Source organism: Methylobacterium sp. J-076 (assembly GCF_022829405.1).
Classification (GTDB): domain Bacteria; phylum Pseudomonadota; class Alphaproteobacteria; order Rhizobiales; family Beijerinckiaceae; genus Methylobacterium.
In genome coordinates, this window is record NZ_JAKSXW010000137.1 from 35,195 (window position 1) to 50,707 (window position 15,513).

Genomic DNA, 15,513 nt, shown 5'->3' on the forward strand with positions numbered 1-15,513 from the left:
CGGGACCAGCATCGTCTCACCCGGCTCGGCCGTGCGGCCCGGAATGATCGGGGCCGGACTAGCGGAAGCCGGCGGCCCGGCGGTCGCGCTTGCGCTCGGTGGCCGGCTGGTAGGCGATCTCGGCGTGGTGCGTGCAATAGGGCAGGCCCGTGATCGAGCGGGCGCCGCAAAAGCGAAATTCCGGCGTGGTCGGGTCGCCGAGCGGCCAACGGCACATGGATTCCCGCAAATCCATGATCGTGACGCGCTGCGACGTCGGGATCGCGACGGGCTCCGAAGCGGCCACCGCCACTGGCATGGGTGCCGGTGCCTGCGGGAATTCGGGGGCCGGACGATGGGCCACGACGACCGTCGGCTCAGGGGCGGCTGCGGCCACCGCCACCTTCTCGACCTCGACGGGTTTGATGATCGCCACGGGGGCGTCTTCGCCCGACTTGACCCGGCCGGACAGTCCGAGGCGGTGGACCTTGCCGATGACGGCGTTGCGCGTCACCCCGCCGAGCTGCGCAGCGATCTTGCTCGCGCTCTGGCCGTCCTCCCACAGGCGGCGGAGGAGCGCCACGCGCTCTTCCGTCCAGCTAAGGCCCGCTTCCATCATCCCCCTCCGACCCCATGCCCAGCGGCGCGCGCGACGCTCCCGAGCCGGCCAGCGGGAGCCGGTCCGGTGCGACACCGTGTCTCTCCGAGCCGTTGGGAAGACCCTACAGCGCCGTTTGCGGACCATGCAAGGGCACAGAGACCACGGTTCCAGGGCCCTGTTCGGCCTGTCCACCGCCAACCACGGGGGTGGATCGCCACCGTGTCCGCACCGCAACATCGGCCCGCGAAGGCAAACTTGGCCTTTGCGTCTGGAACGCAAAACGGCCAAGCTCGTTCTCGCAATAGAGCTGCATCGCCTTCGGGCGAGCCGACCGGTCGGGAAGAGGACGATGGGTGACGTTCGGACCGGGTTGCGCTTCGCCGCAGCCCTCGGTTTGGCTGCGCAGATGGCAGCCTGTGGCTCCATGCCGCGGACTGCGTACACGGCGGACATGGCGGCGGTCGCCACCGTGCCGGGCATCCCCAACGCCCGCGCCTTCGCCGACGCCTCCGTGGAGACGATCGCGGCGCTGGCGGTCAACCCGCAGCGGCGCAATGCGAGCTTCACCTATCTCGCCCTCTCGGGCGGGGGCGGCGACGGGGCCTATGGCGCGGGGGTGCTGAACGGGTGGACGGCCGCCGGCTCGCGGCCGGAATTCAACCTCGTCTCGGGTGTCTCGACGGGGGCGCTGATCGCGCCCTTCGCCTTCCTGGGCTCGGGCTACGACGCCTATCTCACCGAGTTCTACACGAGCGGCGTGGCCGAGACGCTGGTGGCGGCGCCGAGCCTGACCAACGTGCTGTTCGGCTCCGGCCTGTTCGGCGACGGGCGCCTGCGCGACCTGATCGGCCGCTACGTCACGAACGACCTGCTGGAGGCCGTCTCCGCCGAGCACGCCAAGGGGCGCCGGCTTCTGGTGGTGACCACGAACCTCGATTCGCAGCGCGCGGTGATCTGGAACATGGGCGCCATCGCCGCCAGCACGGCGCCGAACCGCCTCGAACTCTTCCGCGACGTGCTGGCCGCCTCGGCGAGCATCCCCGCGGTGTTCCCGCCGCAACTCATCGACGTGAGCGCGGGGCCGACGCAGTTCCAGGAGATGCATGTCGACGGATCGGTGGTGACGCCCGTCTTCACCCTGCCGCAGAGCCTGCTCCTGCGCGACGGCAAGCTGCCCACCAACGGCAAGGGGCAGATCTTCGTCATCATCAACGGGCGCCTCGAACCCGATTTCGACGTGACCCAGAACAACACCCTGGCGATCGTCGGGCGCTCGTTCACCACGGCGAGCCGGGCGCGCTCCCGCGCCGCCCTGGCGGCGACCTATGCCCTGGCCCGCACCAACAATATCGGTTTCAACCTGACCTACGTGGACGGAAGTGGCCCGAAGGTCCCGGACGCGCAGGGCTTCAACACCGCCTACATGCGCGCGCTCTATAAGGACGGGTACGACAAGGGCAGCAGCGGCCACCTCTGGGAGCACACGGTGCCGGCGGCGCCGATCACGAAGGCGCAGATCGCCCAGACGATCGACTGACGTCTCCGGGTCGTGATGCGGCTCCGGGAGCTTCGCATCACGACCCCCAAACAAGCCCGAGCCTTACTTGCCGAGGAGCTTCGTGACGAGGCGGCCGATGGGCGTGGCCGAACTCGCGTTGCGATCGTCGCGGACGACGGGGCGGTCTTCGTTGCCGAGGAGCTTGGTGACGAGGCGTCCGATGAGGCTCATGCGCGGGTCCTTTCGCATCCTGCGCGCAAACGGCGCAGCTTCGATACAAACGGACGATCCGCACGGCCCGTTCCGATGTCGGCGGACGCCCCGCGATTTTCGGCGCTAGTGCGACGCTTCCCGGGCGATCCCCGCGAGGCCCTGCTCGTAGACGCCCGCGATATCGGCGACGGCCTCGGCATCGCTCATCCCCGCCGCATCGAAGGTGCCGCTCAGGATCACGGTGGAGCCCGCCCCGTTCGGGCGCACCGACAGGGACGCGTTGTAGGCCGAGACCGGCAGGGGGCCCTGCACGAAGCTGTAGCTGTAGGTCATGGCCGCCTCGTCCCGGCCCGTCTCGACCTCCACGATGGTGCCCAGCCCGCCCTTCACCACGAGGCCGCGGACCTGCACCCTGACGGATTCGTCGTCCTCGTCGCTGGACAGGATGCAGCGCTCGACCTGCGGATGCCATTTGCCGATGGCGCAGAAATCACCCACCAGCGCCCAGACCGCCGCGGGGGGGGCGGCGATATCCCGGCTCCGGGTGACTTCGAGGGCCGAGGCGGAGGCGCTGAAGCCGATGCAGCCGGCGGCCATGAGCAGCACCGTCCACAGGACCCTGACACCCGGTCGAAGATCGCCATCGTCGCACAAATCTGCCATCCGGAATGGGAGGGACACCGATCGGTCTCACACGAAGGGGCAATACCTTCATGGAGGTTCTGATCCTGGACGGGCATCCCGATTCGGGTCGCCTGGTCTCACATCTCCTCGACCGGTACGCCGCCTCCCTCGGCGGCGTGACGTGCTCGCGGCGGCGGTGGCGGAGCGGGGGTCGTGACCGGTATCCTGCGGCCGCCTACTGGAAGCGCTGGGAGATTGCCATGACGATCGACAGGCGGCGGGCGCATCCGCTCCTCGTCCTCGCCCTGCTCGCCGCAATCCTGCCGTCGAGTTCCGGCCGTGCCGACCCGTGTCTGGACGCCGCCGTCGGGCAGGCCGTCGAGGCGGGCGTGCCCCAGGCCCTCGCCGCCGGGCAGCTCGGTGGGCTGACCCCCGATCCGGCGGTCCTTTCCGCCGCGCAGAACCAAGCCGAGTTCACCCAGCCCGTGTGGGCCTATGTCGATGCCTCCGTCACCCCGGAGAAGATCGCCGAGGGGCAGCGCAAGCTCCAGCGATGGGCGGGCGACCTCGACGCCATCGAGGCCCGGTACGGGGTCGATCGCTATACCCTCGTGGCCTTCTGGGGGGTCGAATCGAGCTACGGCGCGGTGCTCGACGACCCGGGAATCGTCAAGCCGGCGATCCGCTCCCTCGCCACCCTGGCCTGCGGCGATGCCGGGCGGGCGGAGTACTGGCGCTCCGAGCTCGTCGCCGCCCTGAAGATCCTCGCGGCCGGGGACGCGACGCCGGAGCGGCTCACGGGTTCCTGGGCCGGCGCACTCGGCAACACGCAGTTCATGCCGAGCGTCTTCCTCTCGCGGGCCGTGGATTTCGACGGCGACGGCAGGCGGGACATCTGGGCCTCGGTGCCCGATTCCCTCGCCTCCACCGCCCACTACCTCGTTCTCGAAGGCTGGCGCCGCGGCGAGCGCTGGGGCGGCGAGGCGTCCCTGCCTCCGAAGTTCGACCTCGCCCTGGCCGACGAGACGACGGCGCGGAGCATGGCCGAGTGGCGTGGGCTCGGCGTGCGTCCCGTGCGAGAGGACGGGTTCGGCGACGCGCAGACGGCGGTGCTGTACCTGCCCGCGGGCGCGAGCGGCCCGGCCTTCCTGCTGATGCCGAATTTCGCGGTGATCCTGCGCTACAACACATCGTTCTCCTACGCCCTGACGGTGGCGCACCTGTCGGACCGCCTGCGCGGCCTGCCGGGCTTCGCGCGCGCCTGGCCCCGCGGCGACAGGATGCTCGACACCGACGAGCGGCGCGCCCTGCAGAGCCTGCTCGCGGACCGGGGGCATCCGGTGGGCACGATCGACGGGAAGATCGGGCCGCGCACCCGCGCCGCCCTGCGCGCCTTCCAAGCGTCCGCCGGCGTGCCGGCCGATGGTTATGCCGACGCGGCGATGCTGGAGGCGCTGCGGGCGCCCGCGAAGTAGCGGGTCAGGCCCGCTCCTGGAGGAAGGTGACGGCGGGGCCCGCATCGTCGGTGAACACGCCCGCGGTGAGGGCGCCGCCATAGACCGCCGCCGTATCGAGATTCGTGCGGAACCGCGCCACATCCGGCTTGCCGCTGCGCTGGGGCGTATGGCCGTGGACCACGTGGCGCCCGAAATCGTGGTCGCCGTCGAGGAAGGGGCCGCGGATCCACAGGCGGTCGTGGTCGTCGCTGGCCTCAGGCGCCGTGCCGGGGGGGAAGCCGGCATGGACGTACCAGCGCATCCCGTCGCCGTGCAGAGTCGGAAGCCCCTCGATCCAGTCGAGGATGTCCCGCGGCAGCCCCGAGACCTCCCGCGCGCCGAACGAATCGAGCGTGGCTTCGCCCCCGTTCGCGAGCCAGTGCAGGGCGGCATCCTCCGTCTGGAGGGCATCGAGCAGCATCCGCTCGTGGTTGCCCATCAGGCAGGCGACCCTGTCCGGCTCGGCCCACTGGAGGCGGCTCACCGTGCGCAGCACCGCTGCGGAATCGGCGCCGCGGTCCACGTAGTCGCCCAGGAAGACGAGGCGCCGCTCACGCCCGGCGGCATGGTCCTCGATCCGCGCCAGGAGGGCGTCGAGGAGAGCGGCGGATCCATGGATGTCGCCGATGGCGTAAGTGACTACCGAGGATTGCATGTCCCGTTGTCGCGGCGGAGCCGGCGCAGTGCAAGCCTCCGTGCCGTGGATCGGGCCGGAGCAAACCGTTACGGGGACTGGCCGCCGAGGCCGCTCGTACCGCCACCGCCACCGCCGCCTCCCGCGCCACCGCCGGCGCCTTGGGTGCTGGAGCCCGCACCGCCGCTCGAGGCGAGAGCCCGGCGCTTGTCGGCTTGGCCGCTCGCGGGATCGAAGTACTTGGCCGCGTCGCCGAGCTGTGCCGACGGCTGGCAGTTCGGGGTGCAGGACAGCGATTCCCGGTCCATCCCCCGCTGTACCGTGATCGTCGCCTCGCGGGACGCCTCGACCCGGATCATCGTCTCGGCGATGAGGGTGCCCGCACTGTCCAGGGCGATGAGGTTGGTCGAGCCGAAGCTTTTTCCGGTGAGGATCAACACACCGTTCTTTTGCGGCGTCACCTCGGCGATGAAGGGATTGCCGACGACCACCGTCTGCGTCTTCTCCGGCAGGCGGATCACCTTCGCGTTATCGACGATCACCGTCACCACTGGCAGCGTCTCCGGCTGCGCGGCCGCGACCGCACCGGAGAACAGACAGAGCCCCGTGAGGGCGAGACCGAGCCTTCCGGCCGGCGAGGATGTGCGACGCATCGACAACTTGCCCGTACGAGGCGCGCGACCACGCCCAGCCGCCCCAGCAAACACAGGAATGGTAAACAGATCGCTACACGCAGGGCGCGAAATCTGCCGTTCGACCCACTCCGGTGGTGGGTTATTGCATAAACTTTTCTTTACCAATCCGGAAAAGCGCCTCCCGTGTTCGTGGTTGTGGGATCTGTTTAACTCAATCTCAAGGCGTACTCACCACTCTCACGAAGCCGCCGATCGAGGCGCAGCACTTCGACGGTCATATCCTTATCTCTCACTAGGACCTTTCCCATGAAGAGCATTGTGAAGCGCTTCGCCGGCGACGAATCCGGCGCCACCGCCATCGAGTACGGCATGATTGCCGCCCTCATCGCCGTCGTGATCATCGGAACACTGAAGGTCATCGGCACGCAGCTCAACGCGAAGTTCAGCTCCATTTCCGCTCAGTTGAACTGATCGGTTCTTCTGACCTTCTCCGATCCGCGGCACGGGGAGTGACCGTCGCGTTCCGACCGGAACGGGGCGGGAACTCGCCGTGCCGGAGTATGGCCGGCCCACCGGCCCGTCGCGAGGCCGCCCGATGGGTGGCGGTGGATCCAATCCGGGGTTGCAGATGAGCGGAACTGTCATCGCCGAATTCGGCCTGCTGGTGCTGTTTCCGTTCCTGATGGCCTACGCCGCGGCCAGCGACCTCCTGACGATGCTGATCCCGAACCGGATCTCCCTCGCCCTCGTCCTGGGCTTTGTCCTGCTGGCCGCCAGCGGGCTGATGAGCGTCGGCGAGATTGGCCTCCACGTCGGGGCCGCCGCGCTCGTGTTGACGGCGACCTTCACCCTGTTCGCCTTCAATGTGATCGGCGGTGGCGACGCCAAACTCGCCGCTGCCACGGCCCTGTGGCTCGGTTTCGACGGGCTGCTGGACTATCTCCTCGCGGCTTCGGTCCTCGGAGGCATCATGACGCTGGCGCTGCTGGCGGCGCGCTCGCACCCCCTGCCCAACCCGCTGGCCCGCCTTCCCTTCGCCCTCAAGCTGCACGATGCCAAAACCGGCATCCCCTACGGCATCGCCCTCGCCGCCGCCGCGCTGCTCGTGCTCCCCGAGACCGCCGTGTGGAGCGCCGTCACCGGCAGCTGATCGCTCTTGCGCCACAAGGTTCTGGAGCCCACGCGGCAGCGGCGCTAAAAGGGCCCATGCCCCTCGCGTTCCTGCGACGACCCGATCCGGATCACCTCGAGGTTCACCACGAGGGCGCGCTCCTGCGCGTCGCGCTTCGCCGCCGGGAGGCCGCCCGGCGGATCACCCTGCGCGTCTCGGCGGCGACGGGCGAAGCGGTCATCACCCTGCCGCCCCGGCTGGCCGTGAGCACGGCACAGCGCTTCGCCGCAAGCCATGCCGGATGGATCGCCACGCGGCTCGCCCGGGTGCCCGAGCGTGTCGCCTTCGAGCCCGGAGCCGAGATCCCGATCCGCGGCGAGCCGCACCGCCTCGTCCTCCGGGGGGCGCGGAGCGGCCCCGCTCGGCTATCGGCGGAGGAGGGCGACAGGACCCTCTCCCTCGCCTGCGACGAGGCCCATTTCCCGCGCCGGGTCCGCGACGCGCTGATGCGCGCCGCCCGGGACGACATCACCGAGGCGGTGGAGCGCCACGCCCCGCGGCTCGGCCGCCGCCCGGTGCGGATCACCCTGCGCGATACGCGCAGCCGCTGGGGCTCCTGCACGTCCCGGGGTGAGCTGAACTTCTCGTGGCGGCTGATCCTGGCCCCGCCGATGGTGCTCGACTACCTCGTCGCCCATGAGATGGCCCACCTGCGCGAGATGAACCACTCGCCGCGCTTCTGGGCTGTGGCCCGCGACCTGTGCGGGCACGTTGATGCCGCCGAGGCGTGGCTGAAGCGGAACGGCACGGAGCTGCACCGCTTCGGCTGAGCCTCAGCCCTTCACGCGCAGGACGCGGCGCGCCGTGACGGCCTCCACCGGCCAGGTCGGGCGGGGATCGACCTCGCCGGGGCTGAGGGTGCGCGGTGCGACGCTGTCGCAGACCTCGCGCTGGCGCAGGATCACCGGGTTTCCGAACTGGTCGTGCCGCCGGATGATGCCACCCTCGCGGCAGAACCCGGCGATGGCCGCCGATCCACCGCGCCGGCCGTAGGGGTTCACCGCCACGGGCGGGTGCTCGACGATGAGCGTGTCCGACCGGTTGAGGGAACGCTCGACATAGGTCGTCTCGCCGACCGGCAGACTTTGGGCGCCGGCCTGGGTGAGGGCGGCGAGGAGGAAGGCGGCCGAGAGGAGGGGGACGCGCATGGCGGTCTGGTTCCGAATGGGGATGACGGGCTCGTTCGCCACAATCTAGACCAGAAGCTACGCAGCGGGTAGCGGCTGCGGCGCGCAAGGGTGAGCCATTCGCTTGACAGCGCGGGTCCCCGCATGTTCGGAACACCGACGTTTACCGGGCCGCCCCCGCCAGGGCGCGGTCTCTCGGACAGGGTCAGACGGTGCCGTTCCTCGAAAGGCTCGATCGTTTCCGACATGCGGCTGCGCTGTCGGCGTTGCTCGTTCTGATGTCGGTTCTCTCCTCCGGGCCAGCGGCCGCGCAGGGGACAGTCCGCAAGACCTTCGACGATTGGCAGCTGCGCTGCGAGACGCCCGCCGGCGCCAAGGCCGAGCAATGCGCCCTGGTCCAGTACCTCGCCGCGGAGGACCGGCCGAACCTGACCCTCGTGGTCATCGTCCTGAAGACCGCCGACAACCGCGGCTACCTGCTTCGCGTCGTGGCGCCGCTCGGGGTGCTGCTGCCCTCCGGCCTCGGCCTGAAGATCGACCAGACGGATGTCGGCCGGGCCGGCTTCGTCCGCTGCCTGACCACGGGCTGCGTCGCCGAGGTGGTGATGGACAGCGGGCTGATCCAGCAATTCAAGGGCGGCTCGAAGGCGACGTTCATCGTGTTCCAGACGCCGGAGGAAGGCGTCGGCATCCCGCTTTCGATGAAGGGGTTCGCCGCCGGCTTCGACAGCCTGAAATAAACCAGCCAGTCCGGATTCTCGTCATGGTCGGTAAGCGGATCTGCCTCTCCGGTGTCGTGCTGGCGATGGGCCTCGCCGCCCTGCCGGCCCGTGCCGAGGAAGGCAACGTCTTCTCCAATCTGTTCAAGTACGGCGGGACGACGGTGCCCCCGTCCCAGGCGGTGGAGGTCGAGCCGGCCTATTGCCCCACGGTGGACGTCTCCGAAGGCGGCGCGGCCCTGCGAATCATGGCCGGCGGCAATGTCCGCACGCAGATCGGCCTCGGCCGGATGGCACGGGAGTGCATCCGCCAACCGGACGGTTCGGTGCTGGTGAAGGTCGGCGTCGAGGCGCGGGTCCTGCTCGGCCCGGCCGGCGCTCCGGGCCGCTTCGACGTCCCGGTGACCTTCGCCATCAAGCACGCCGAGAAGGTCGTCACCAGCCGCGTGGGGCGCACCAGCGCCGAGATCGACCGCGGCGAAGCCCAGACCCTCGTGCAGATCGTGGTCGATGACCTGATCGTGCCGTCCGCCATGGCCTCGGATTACGACATCGAGGTGAGCCTCGGCAGCATCAAGGCACCGTCCGCGAAGGCGAAACGCCGGAAGCCGGCCGCCGCCGCGGCGGCACCGGCCGGCGGAGGTGACGCTGCCCAGTGATCCCGCCGCGCCGGCCGCCGACTCCGCGTCAAAGCGGCCCTCGCGCCGGTTCGGCAGGCCGGTCGCCTTCCGCCTCGAACCGAGCGGCGATCCGGTCTTCGCCTCCCGGCTGATCCTTCCGGGTCGGCCCGGCGGGTGGGTCGTCATGAGCTTCTCGGCCGACGCCCTCGCGGCGCCGGGCCGTCCCGTCCTGCGGATCGTCCGGTCCGGGGGGGAGGTTCAGGTGGCGGTTCTTCCGGGCCCGGCACTGGGCCGCGCCCACTGGATCGGCCTGATTCCCGACGATGCCACGGAGATCCTGCTCTCGACCGTCCCCGGCACGATCCTCGAACGGGTCGGCCGCCGCAGCGAGGCGAGCATCGTTCTCGAATGCGCATGGCACCGTCCCGGGAACGCCCTCGCCGCCCTGCATGCGCGGGTGACGGGGCAGGCGCGGCGGGTCCGCGACACGTTGAGGGGCGGCGTGGCCGTCACCCGGCAGCGTCAGTTCGCCCGGTGGGCCTCCCCGCGGAGCACCCCATTCACCGGTCCGGTGCCAGACCTCGCGATCCGCTGCATCGTCCTGGCGCGGCCGGGGCAGGGGAGGGGGCTTTCGCGCACGTTGGCGTCCCTCGCGAATCAATCCTTTGCGCCGGCCGTTACCGCGACCTTCCGGGACCCGGCCGACGGCGGTACGGGGGCCGCGTGGGACCCCGTGCTCCGGCCGGCGGATCTCCTCGAGGGGGCCGACGCCCTGTGCCTCCTGCATGCGGGGGACGAACTCGCGCCCGACGCCCTGGCGCTGCTCGCGGCCAGCCTCGGCGGGGCGGACCTGGCTTACGGCGACGAGATCGGGCCCGACGATGCGCCGCGCCTGAAGCCGGACTGGAGCGCCGACCTCGCCGTGGCGAACGGCTATGTCGGCCGGGTGGCACTGCTGTCGCGGGGGTTGATCGCGCGGATGTCCGACCGCCCCCTCGGGCCCGTGGCGGACGCCGCGATCAGCCTCGGCATCGCCGCCGCGCTCGCCTGCCGGCGGGCCGTCCACTGTCCGCGACCCCTCGGGCGGATCGCAGACCTGCCCTCGGACGACGACCGGGCGCGCCGCCTCCTCGCCACGGGTATCCCCTTGCGCGGGGTGCCGCCGGATCGGCTCTGGCCCCTGCCGGAGCCCCCGCCGCTGGCGAGCGTGATCATCCCCTCCCGCGACAGGCTCGACCTCATCGCCCCCGCCTGCCGCGGGGTGCTCGATGCCACCGATTACCCCTCGTTGGAGCTGATCGTGGTCGACAACGGCTCCATCGATCCGGCCGTGCTCGCCTTCTACGAGGAACTCGGTCGCGATCCCCGGGTGCGGATCGTGCCTTTTCCGCACCCGTTCAATTTCTCCGCCATGGTCAATGCCGGCGTCGAGGCCGCGACGGGGCGGGTGGTCGTGCTCCTCAACAACGACATCGGGGTGCGCGGGGCGGGCTGGCTCGGCGAGATGGTCCGGCAGGCCCTGCGCCCTGAGGTCGGAGCGGTGGGGGCGAAGCTCCTCTTCGGCGACGGCACGCTGCAGCATGCGGGCGTCGTCGTGGGCCTTGCGGGGAGGGCGGGCCACATCCTGCGTCGGCGCCCCGCGGATACTCCGGGCCATCTCGGACGGCTGCGCGTCGCGCATGAAGTGTCGGCGGTCACCGCCGCCTGCCTCGCCGTCACCCGCGACAAGTACCGCGCGGTCGGCGGGTTCGACGCCGAGGCCTTCCCGGTGGATTTCAACGACGTCGATTTCTGCCTCCGCCTGGGAGCGGCGGGGTGGAAATGCATCTGGACGCCGGCGGCCGAACTCTACCACTTCGAATCCTTCAGCCGCGGCCCCTCGGTGGGCGCCAAGCGCGAGCGGTTCGAGCGGGAGGCCGCCCGTTTCACGGAGCGCTGGCTGCAGGTGATCCGGCACGATCCGTTCTATCATCCGGCCCTGTCGCTCACGACGTTCGGGGAGGACCTGGAATGAGCCGCCGGGATCCGACCGGAAGCGGGGCCTACCTCGGCGAACCCTGCGGGGCGCCTCGGTCGCGTTCCGCCGTCGTCGCGGTGCTGCGCCGCCAGCCCCGGGCGGCCTTCGACGTGCTGTGGGCCTGGATCATGGGAAAGCGGTTGCGCGCCCGCCAGCGGCTCGCGGCGCTGATCGGGATCGACCACCGCATCGCCCTGCCGGCATCGGTGATGGCGCGGCCGGCCGACGACGCGACACCCGCGGCGCATCCCTTCGTCCTCATCGGCGAGGGGAAGCTCCTCCCCGGCGGTGCCGAGCGGATCGCCCGCGCCTTCGCCGACGATCCCACGCTCCAGGCGATCTACGGCGACGGCCTGGTCCAGCACCGGGACGGCGGCCCCGCCTATCCGGTCCTTCCGCCGGCCTTCGATCCCGACCTGCTGATGGCGGTCGACTACCTCGGTCCCGTCGCCCTGCGCCCGGGGGCTCTGCCGGAGTCCCCGCCGGGCATCGCGGTCGATGCCGCCCTGCGCATCGCCGAGCGCCACGGGGCCGGCGCCATCGGACATCTGCCCGGTCTTCTCTCTGTCCGCCGGCCCGCGGGGACGCCCACGGCCGCGCGCCTCGCCGCCGTGCGCGCCCATCTCGACAGGACAGGCCGCGAAGCCGCCACCGCGATGCTCGACACGGGGGGGGTGATCCGCGTCACCCACCCCCTCGACGGAACGCCCCTCGTCAGCGTCATCGTGCCGACTCGCGACCGGCTCGACCTCCTCCGTCCCTGCCTCGCGTCCCTGCGGGCGCGCACCGCATGGCCGGCCTTGGAGATCCTGATCTGCGACAACGAAAGCCGCGAACCGGACACCATCGCCTTCCTGCAGGCCTTCGCGGGGGAGGGGAGGGGGGTCGTGGTGCCCTGTCCGGGGGCCTTCAACTTCGCGGCGATGAACAATATCGCCGCCGCCCAGGCCCGGGGCCGGCTGCTGGTCTTCATGAACAACGACGTCGAGGCGTTCCGGCCGGACTGGCTGGTGGCCATGGCCCGGCACGCCCTCCGGCCGGAGATCGGCGCGGTGGGCGCCAAGCTCCTCGACGGGGCCGGCCGGATCCAGCATGGCGGGATCGTGCTCGGAACGGGGGGCCTCGTGACCCATGGGCACCGGCACTTCCCCGGCGATGCGCCGGGCTATCTCTCGACGCTCCGCACCGCCCACCGGGTCTCCGCCGTCACCGCCGCCTGCCTGATGGTGGAGGCGGACAAGTTCCGCGCGGTCGGCGGTTTCGATGCCGAGGCGTTCGCGGTCGACTTTAACGACGTCGACCTGTGCCTGCGCCTGAATGCGGCCGGGTTCCGCACGCTCCTCGCACCGGAGGCCGTGCTCCACCACCGGGAGGCCGCGAGCCGCCGCTGGACGGACGAGGCCCGCGCCCGCCACGGGCGCGAGGTCGCGGCCCTGACAAAGAGATGGGGGCCGCTGCTGGTGCAGGACCCCCATTATCACCCGGGCTTCGCACCCGATCTCTCCACCCACGCCCGGCTGGCGCGGAATTTCCCGCGGGCCGGCCCCGTGCGCCGGCCCGCCTGACGCCCTTACTGGACGAGGCGCGGGCCGCCCATCTGGACCTTCTCGTTCTCGGCCATGATGCCGAGGCGTTTGGCGACCTCGGTATAGGCCTCGATCAGGCCGCCGAGATCCTTGCGGAAGCGGTCCTTGTCGAGCTTGTCGGAGGACTTGATGTCCCACAGGCGGCAGGAATCCGGGGAGATCTCGTCGGCGACGACGATGCGCATCATGTCGCCCTCCCAGAGCCGGCCGGTCTCCATCTTGAAGTCCACCAGCCGGATGCCGACGCCCAGGAACAGGCCCGACAGGAAGTCGTTGACGCGGATCGCCAGCGCCATGATGTCGTCGATCTCCTGGGGGGTCGCCCAGCCGAACGCGGTGATGTGCTCTTCCGACACCATCGGGTCGTTGAGCTGGTCGTTCTTGTAATAGAACTCGATGATCGAGCGCGGCAGCTGCGTGCCTTCCTCGAGCCCGAGCCGCGTTGCCAGCGAGCCCGCCGCGACGTTGCGCACCACGACCTCGAGGGGAATGATCTCGACTTCCCGGATCAGCTGCTCGCGCATGTTCAGCCGGCGGATGAAATGCGTGGGCACGCCGATGTCGTTGAGGTTCTGGAAGACGAATTCCGAGATCCGGTTGTTCAGCACGCCCTTGCCGTCGATGACCTCGTGCTTCTTGGCGTTGAACGCGGTCGCGTCATCCTTGAAGTGCTGGATGAGGGTGCCCGGCTCCGGCCCCTCGTAGAGGACCTTCGCCTTGCCCTCGTAGATGCGACGGCGGCGGTTCATGGGCGTGTACCGTGGTTTGAGGAAGTCCATGGGCCGGGGCTCCTGCGTAGCGCGACGAGTGAAGCGGGATCCGCGGCGCGGCGACCGGGCGCTCGGTCTGGAGACCGGACGGCCCCTCGCGATGGGCCCGGCGGCCACGGGGCAAACTACCCGAAGCGGGCTGGCAGCACAACGCGTTAGCCCCCGCGCGCCGGGGCGGGGCCGGTGTGCGCCCAGCGCTCCCGCTGGGTCAGGCCGTCTTGGCGGGATAGCGGCAGAGGTCGCGGATCGGGCAGGACGGGCATTCGGGCTTGCGCGCCTTGCAGATGTAACGCCCGTGCAGGATCAGCCAGTGGTGGGCGTGCAGGAGGTACGGCGCGGGGACGAGGGCTTCCAGCTTCGCCTGGACCTTGTCGGTGGTGGAGGCCACCGCGAGGGGGATCCGGTTGGAGACCCGGAAGATGTGCGTGTCCACGGCGATGCGCGGGACACCGAAGGCCACGTTGAGGACGACGCTCGCGGTCTTCGCCCCGACGCCGGGGAGAACCTGCAGGGCCTCCAGGCTCGCTGGCACTTGGCCGCCATGCGTCTCGATGAGGATGCGCGAGAGGGCGATGACGTTCTTCGCCTTGGTGTTGAACAGGCCGATGGTGCGGATGAAGTGGCGCACCCGCTCCTCCCCGAGCGCCAGCATCTTCTCGGGCGTGTCGGCGATCTCGAAGAGGGGGGCGGTCGCGAGGTTGACGCCCCGGTCGGTCGCCTGGGCCGAGAGCACCACGGCCACGAGCAGCGTGTAGGCGTTCGTGTAGCGCAGGTCGCTGACCGGTGCCGGGTTGGCGGCCCTGAAGCGCCGGAAGATCTCCTCCACCGCCGCCCCGCCGACGGGCTCCGGCGCCGGGAATGCGGGCCCGTCGAGAGCCGCGTCCGGCGGTCGGGAGGCGAGCCGTCCGCTCGCTGCGGGGGCGGACGTCTTTTTCGCGGGCATCGGCGCGTTATATCGGGGGGATGGCGAGCGGCAATCCTTCAGTCCACCCGGACGGGCTCGATCCGGATTCATTCGACCGGCCGGTCTTCACGGCGACCATACGGCCGCATCAGTCGCTGAGCCGGCTGGGCTTCCGCGCGGTGATGGGCGGCCTGTGCTGCGTCTCCGTGGCGGTCTCGGTCTGGGCGTGGCGGATGGGCTTCTGGCCGATCGCCGGGTTCTTCGGCCTCGACATGCTAGGCATCTACATCGCCCTCAAGACGAGCTTCCGCCGGGGATCCTCCTTCGAGGAGGTGATGATCTCGCAGATCGAGATCCTCCTCGCCCGGGTGAGCCACCGGGGCGAGCGGCGGGAATGGCGGTTCAACCCCCTCTGGACGAAGCTCGTCTCCGTCGATGACGACGAGTTCGGTCTGCTCCGTCTCGCGCTGGTGTCCCGCCGCCAGGAGGTGGTGGTGGCCCGGGATGCCGGGCCGGAGGAGCGCGCCCGGATCGCCGACGGGCTGAGCCGGGCCCTGGCCGACATCAAGAAGGGCCGCTGAAGGCCCAGGGGACGCGTCACGCGGCCGTCACGGGGGTCTGGCAGAAAAATCGACGGACCCCGGAAAAAGCCGTTGACGCGGCCCGGGACGATCCGTATACCCCTGTTCATCGGCGCCGGCCGCGGAAGCGAACCGGACGCTGAATTGTCTGTCTCCTGGTGCTGCGGATGTAGCGCTGAGGCGGGCGTCCTTACCGAACAATCGAGCGGGACGTGCCTGGCGGTGGTTTAAGCCTGGGATGGGTCGGTTCGTGACCTTCGGTGGGCGTGGGGTCTTCGCCTCGGGCGGGTGGCTCCGGCTCTTTGACATTGTGATATTGAGGAAGGGAGACGCGGACG

General features: G+C 70.4%; 18 protein-coding genes. 10 read left to right on the forward strand and 8 right to left on the reverse strand.

What is annotated here, in order from left to right; translation table 11 throughout:
- Window positions 1-58: 58 nt before the first annotated feature.
- The gene (locus tag MKK53_RS18170; RefSeq protein WP_243930132.1) at window positions 59-598 is read right to left on the reverse strand and encodes a GcrA family cell cycle regulator; all 540 of its coding nucleotides are present in this window, start codon (window positions 596-598) and stop codon (window positions 59-61) included.
- Window positions 599-929: 331 nt separating this feature from the next.
- Here MKK53_RS18170 and MKK53_RS18175 point away from each other — a divergent pair, with 331 nt between their 5' ends.
- Window positions 930-2,117: a patatin-like phospholipase family protein gene (locus tag MKK53_RS18175; RefSeq protein WP_243930116.1), complete on the forward strand. Its 1,188-nt coding sequence runs from the start codon at window positions 930-932 to the stop codon at window positions 2,115-2,117.
- A 63-nt stretch (window positions 2,118-2,180) separates the two neighbouring features.
- On the opposite strand, the gene MKK53_RS18180 is transcribed toward MKK53_RS18175, so the two are convergent.
- Both MKK53_RS18180 and MKK53_RS18185 read right to left on the reverse strand, forming a co-directional pair.
- On the reverse strand, window positions 2,181-2,309 hold the full coding sequence (locus tag MKK53_RS18180; protein WP_243930117.1) for a TFIIS helical bundle-like domain containing protein: 129 nt from the start codon (window positions 2,307-2,309) through the stop codon (window positions 2,181-2,183).
- A 105-nt stretch (window positions 2,310-2,414) separates the two neighbouring features.
- Window positions 2,415-2,888 carry an SRPBCC family protein gene (locus MKK53_RS18185; protein WP_243930118.1) on the reverse strand — a complete coding sequence of 158 codons (474 nt, stop codon included), beginning with the start codon at window positions 2,886-2,888 and terminating at the stop codon, window positions 2,415-2,417.
- A gap of 287 nt (window positions 2,889-3,175) precedes the next feature.
- Between MKK53_RS18185 and MKK53_RS18190 the strand changes: the two genes are divergently transcribed.
- Window positions 3,176-4,390: a lytic murein transglycosylase gene (locus tag MKK53_RS18190; protein WP_243930119.1), complete on the forward strand. Its 1,215-nt coding sequence runs from the start codon at window positions 3,176-3,178 to the stop codon at window positions 4,388-4,390.
- Window positions 4,391-4,394: 4 nt separating this feature from the next.
- Here MKK53_RS18190 and MKK53_RS18195 read toward each other — a convergent pair whose 3' ends face one another.
- Both MKK53_RS18195 and MKK53_RS18200 read right to left on the reverse strand, forming a co-directional pair.
- Entirely contained in the window at window positions 4,395-5,066 is a 672-nt protein-coding gene (locus MKK53_RS18195; protein WP_243930120.1) for a metallophosphoesterase family protein, read from the reverse strand.
- Between the two features lie 68 nt (window positions 5,067-5,134).
- On the reverse strand, window positions 5,135-5,698 hold the full coding sequence (locus MKK53_RS18200; RefSeq protein WP_409564361.1) for a pilus assembly protein N-terminal domain-containing protein: 564 nt from the start codon (window positions 5,696-5,698) through the stop codon (window positions 5,135-5,137).
- A 288-nt stretch (window positions 5,699-5,986) separates the two neighbouring features.
- Between MKK53_RS18200 and MKK53_RS18205 the strand changes: the two genes are divergently transcribed.
- The 3 genes from MKK53_RS18205 to MKK53_RS18215 all read left to right on the forward strand — a co-directional run bounded on the left by MKK53_RS18205 (window position 5,987) and on the right by MKK53_RS18215 (window position 7,621).
- Window positions 5,987-6,151, forward strand: a complete 165-nt coding sequence (locus MKK53_RS18205) for a Flp family type IVb pilin (RefSeq protein WP_238205820.1) — start codon at window positions 5,987-5,989, stop codon at window positions 6,149-6,151.
- Between the two features lie 157 nt (window positions 6,152-6,308).
- Window positions 6,309-6,830 (forward strand): prepilin peptidase, encoded by a 522-nt coding sequence (locus MKK53_RS18210; protein ID WP_243930121.1) that lies wholly within the window; start codon window positions 6,309-6,311, stop codon window positions 6,828-6,830.
- A 56-nt stretch (window positions 6,831-6,886) separates the two neighbouring features.
- Window positions 6,887-7,621 carry a M48 family metallopeptidase gene (locus tag MKK53_RS18215; RefSeq protein WP_243930122.1) on the forward strand — a complete coding sequence of 245 codons (735 nt, stop codon included), beginning with the start codon at window positions 6,887-6,889 and terminating at the stop codon, window positions 7,619-7,621.
- Between the two features lie 3 nt (window positions 7,622-7,624).
- Here the strand turns inward: MKK53_RS18215 and MKK53_RS18220 are convergent, their stop codons facing one another.
- Window positions 7,625-7,999, reverse strand: a complete 375-nt coding sequence (locus MKK53_RS18220; RefSeq protein WP_243930123.1) for a hypothetical protein — start codon at window positions 7,997-7,999, stop codon at window positions 7,625-7,627.
- 257 nt (window positions 8,000-8,256) lie between these two features.
- Here MKK53_RS18220 and MKK53_RS18225 point away from each other — a divergent pair, with 257 nt between their 5' ends.
- The 4 genes from MKK53_RS18225 (at window position 8,257) to MKK53_RS18240 (ending at window position 12,899) form a co-directional block, all read left to right on the forward strand.
- Window positions 8,257-8,718, forward strand: coding sequence for an invasion associated locus B family protein (locus MKK53_RS18225; RefSeq protein ID WP_243930124.1), 462 nt, complete (start codon window positions 8,257-8,259; stop codon window positions 8,716-8,718).
- A gap of 23 nt (window positions 8,719-8,741) precedes the next feature.
- Window positions 8,742-9,356: a cytochrome P460 family protein gene (locus MKK53_RS18230; RefSeq protein WP_243930125.1), complete on the forward strand. Its 615-nt coding sequence runs from the start codon at window positions 8,742-8,744 to the stop codon at window positions 9,354-9,356.
- 145 nt (window positions 9,357-9,501) lie between these two features.
- Entirely contained in the window at window positions 9,502-11,331 is a 1,830-nt protein-coding gene (locus MKK53_RS18235; protein WP_243930133.1) for a glycosyltransferase family 2 protein, read from the forward strand.
- Window positions 11,328-12,899: a glycosyltransferase family 2 protein gene (locus MKK53_RS18240; protein ID WP_243930126.1), complete on the forward strand. Its 1,572-nt coding sequence runs from the start codon at window positions 11,328-11,330 to the stop codon at window positions 12,897-12,899. Before MKK53_RS18235 ends, MKK53_RS18240 begins: the two co-directional genes overlap by 4 nt.
- 5 nt (window positions 12,900-12,904) lie before the next feature.
- On the opposite strand, the gene purC is transcribed toward MKK53_RS18240, so the two are convergent.
- Both purC and nth read right to left on the reverse strand, forming a co-directional pair.
- Window positions 12,905-13,699 (reverse strand): phosphoribosylaminoimidazolesuccinocarboxamide synthase, encoded by a 795-nt coding sequence (gene purC, locus MKK53_RS18245; protein WP_238205833.1) that lies wholly within the window; start codon window positions 13,697-13,699, stop codon window positions 12,905-12,907.
- Between the two features lie 199 nt (window positions 13,700-13,898).
- Entirely contained in the window at window positions 13,899-14,633 is a 735-nt protein-coding gene (nth, locus tag MKK53_RS18250; RefSeq protein ID WP_243930127.1) for an endonuclease III, read from the reverse strand.
- Between the two features lie 20 nt (window positions 14,634-14,653).
- On the opposite strand from nth, the gene MKK53_RS18255 reads away from it, so the two are divergent.
- Window positions 14,654-15,175, forward strand: coding sequence for a DUF2244 domain-containing protein (locus MKK53_RS18255; RefSeq protein WP_243930128.1), 522 nt, complete (start codon window positions 14,654-14,656; stop codon window positions 15,173-15,175).
- Window positions 15,176-15,513 lie beyond the last annotated feature (338 nt).

Excerpts from the sequence above, each read along its gene's own strand:
- MKK53_RS18180 (WP_243930117.1), bottom strand. The coding sequence starts at position 2,309 with ATGAGCCTCATCGGACGCCTCGTCACCAAGCTCCTCGGCAACGAAGAC.
- MKK53_RS18185 (WP_243930118.1), bottom strand. The coding sequence starts at position 2,888 with ATGGCCGCCGGCTGCATCGGCTTCAGCGCCTCCGCCTCGGCCCTCGAA.
- purC (WP_238205833.1), bottom strand. The coding sequence starts at position 13,699 with ATGGACTTCCTCAAACCACGGTACACGCCCATGAACCGCCGCCGTCGC.
- MKK53_RS18215 (WP_243930122.1), top strand. The coding sequence starts at position 6,887 with ATGCCCCTCGCGTTCCTGCGACGACCCGATCCGGATCACCTCGAGGTT.
- MKK53_RS18210 (WP_243930121.1), top strand. The coding sequence starts at position 6,309 with ATGAGCGGAACTGTCATCGCCGAATTCGGCCTGCTGGTGCTGTTTCCG.
- MKK53_RS18255 (WP_243930128.1), top strand. The coding sequence starts at position 14,654 with ATGGCGAGCGGCAATCCTTCAGTCCACCCGGACGGGCTCGATCCGGAT.
- MKK53_RS18235 (WP_243930133.1), top strand. The coding sequence starts at position 9,502 with ATGAGCTTCTCGGCCGACGCCCTCGCGGCGCCGGGCCGTCCCGTCCTG.
- MKK53_RS18240 (WP_243930126.1), top strand. The coding sequence starts at position 11,328 with ATGAGCCGCCGGGATCCGACCGGAAGCGGGGCCTACCTCGGCGAACCC.
- MKK53_RS18175 (WP_243930116.1), top strand. The coding sequence starts at position 930 with ATGGGTGACGTTCGGACCGGGTTGCGCTTCGCCGCAGCCCTCGGTTTG.
- nth (WP_243930127.1), bottom strand. The coding sequence starts at position 14,633 with ATGCCCGCGAAAAAGACGTCCGCCCCCGCAGCGAGCGGACGGCTCGCC.
- MKK53_RS18230 (WP_243930125.1), top strand. The coding sequence starts at position 8,742 with ATGGTCGGTAAGCGGATCTGCCTCTCCGGTGTCGTGCTGGCGATGGGC.
- MKK53_RS18225 (WP_243930124.1), top strand. The coding sequence starts at position 8,257 with ATGTCGGTTCTCTCCTCCGGGCCAGCGGCCGCGCAGGGGACAGTCCGC.
- MKK53_RS18200 (WP_409564361.1), bottom strand. The coding sequence starts at position 5,698 with ATGCGTCGCACATCCTCGCCGGCCGGAAGGCTCGGTCTCGCCCTCACG.
- MKK53_RS18195 (WP_243930120.1), bottom strand. The coding sequence starts at position 5,066 with ATGCAATCCTCGGTAGTCACTTACGCCATCGGCGACATCCATGGATCC.
- MKK53_RS18190 (WP_243930119.1), top strand. The coding sequence starts at position 3,176 with ATGACGATCGACAGGCGGCGGGCGCATCCGCTCCTCGTCCTCGCCCTG.
- MKK53_RS18220 (WP_243930123.1), bottom strand. The coding sequence starts at position 7,999 with ATGCGCGTCCCCCTCCTCTCGGCCGCCTTCCTCCTCGCCGCCCTCACC.
- MKK53_RS18205 (WP_238205820.1), top strand. The coding sequence starts at position 5,987 with ATGAAGAGCATTGTGAAGCGCTTCGCCGGCGACGAATCCGGCGCCACC.
- MKK53_RS18170 (WP_243930132.1), bottom strand. The coding sequence starts at position 598 with ATGATGGAAGCGGGCCTTAGCTGGACGGAAGAGCGCGTGGCGCTCCTC.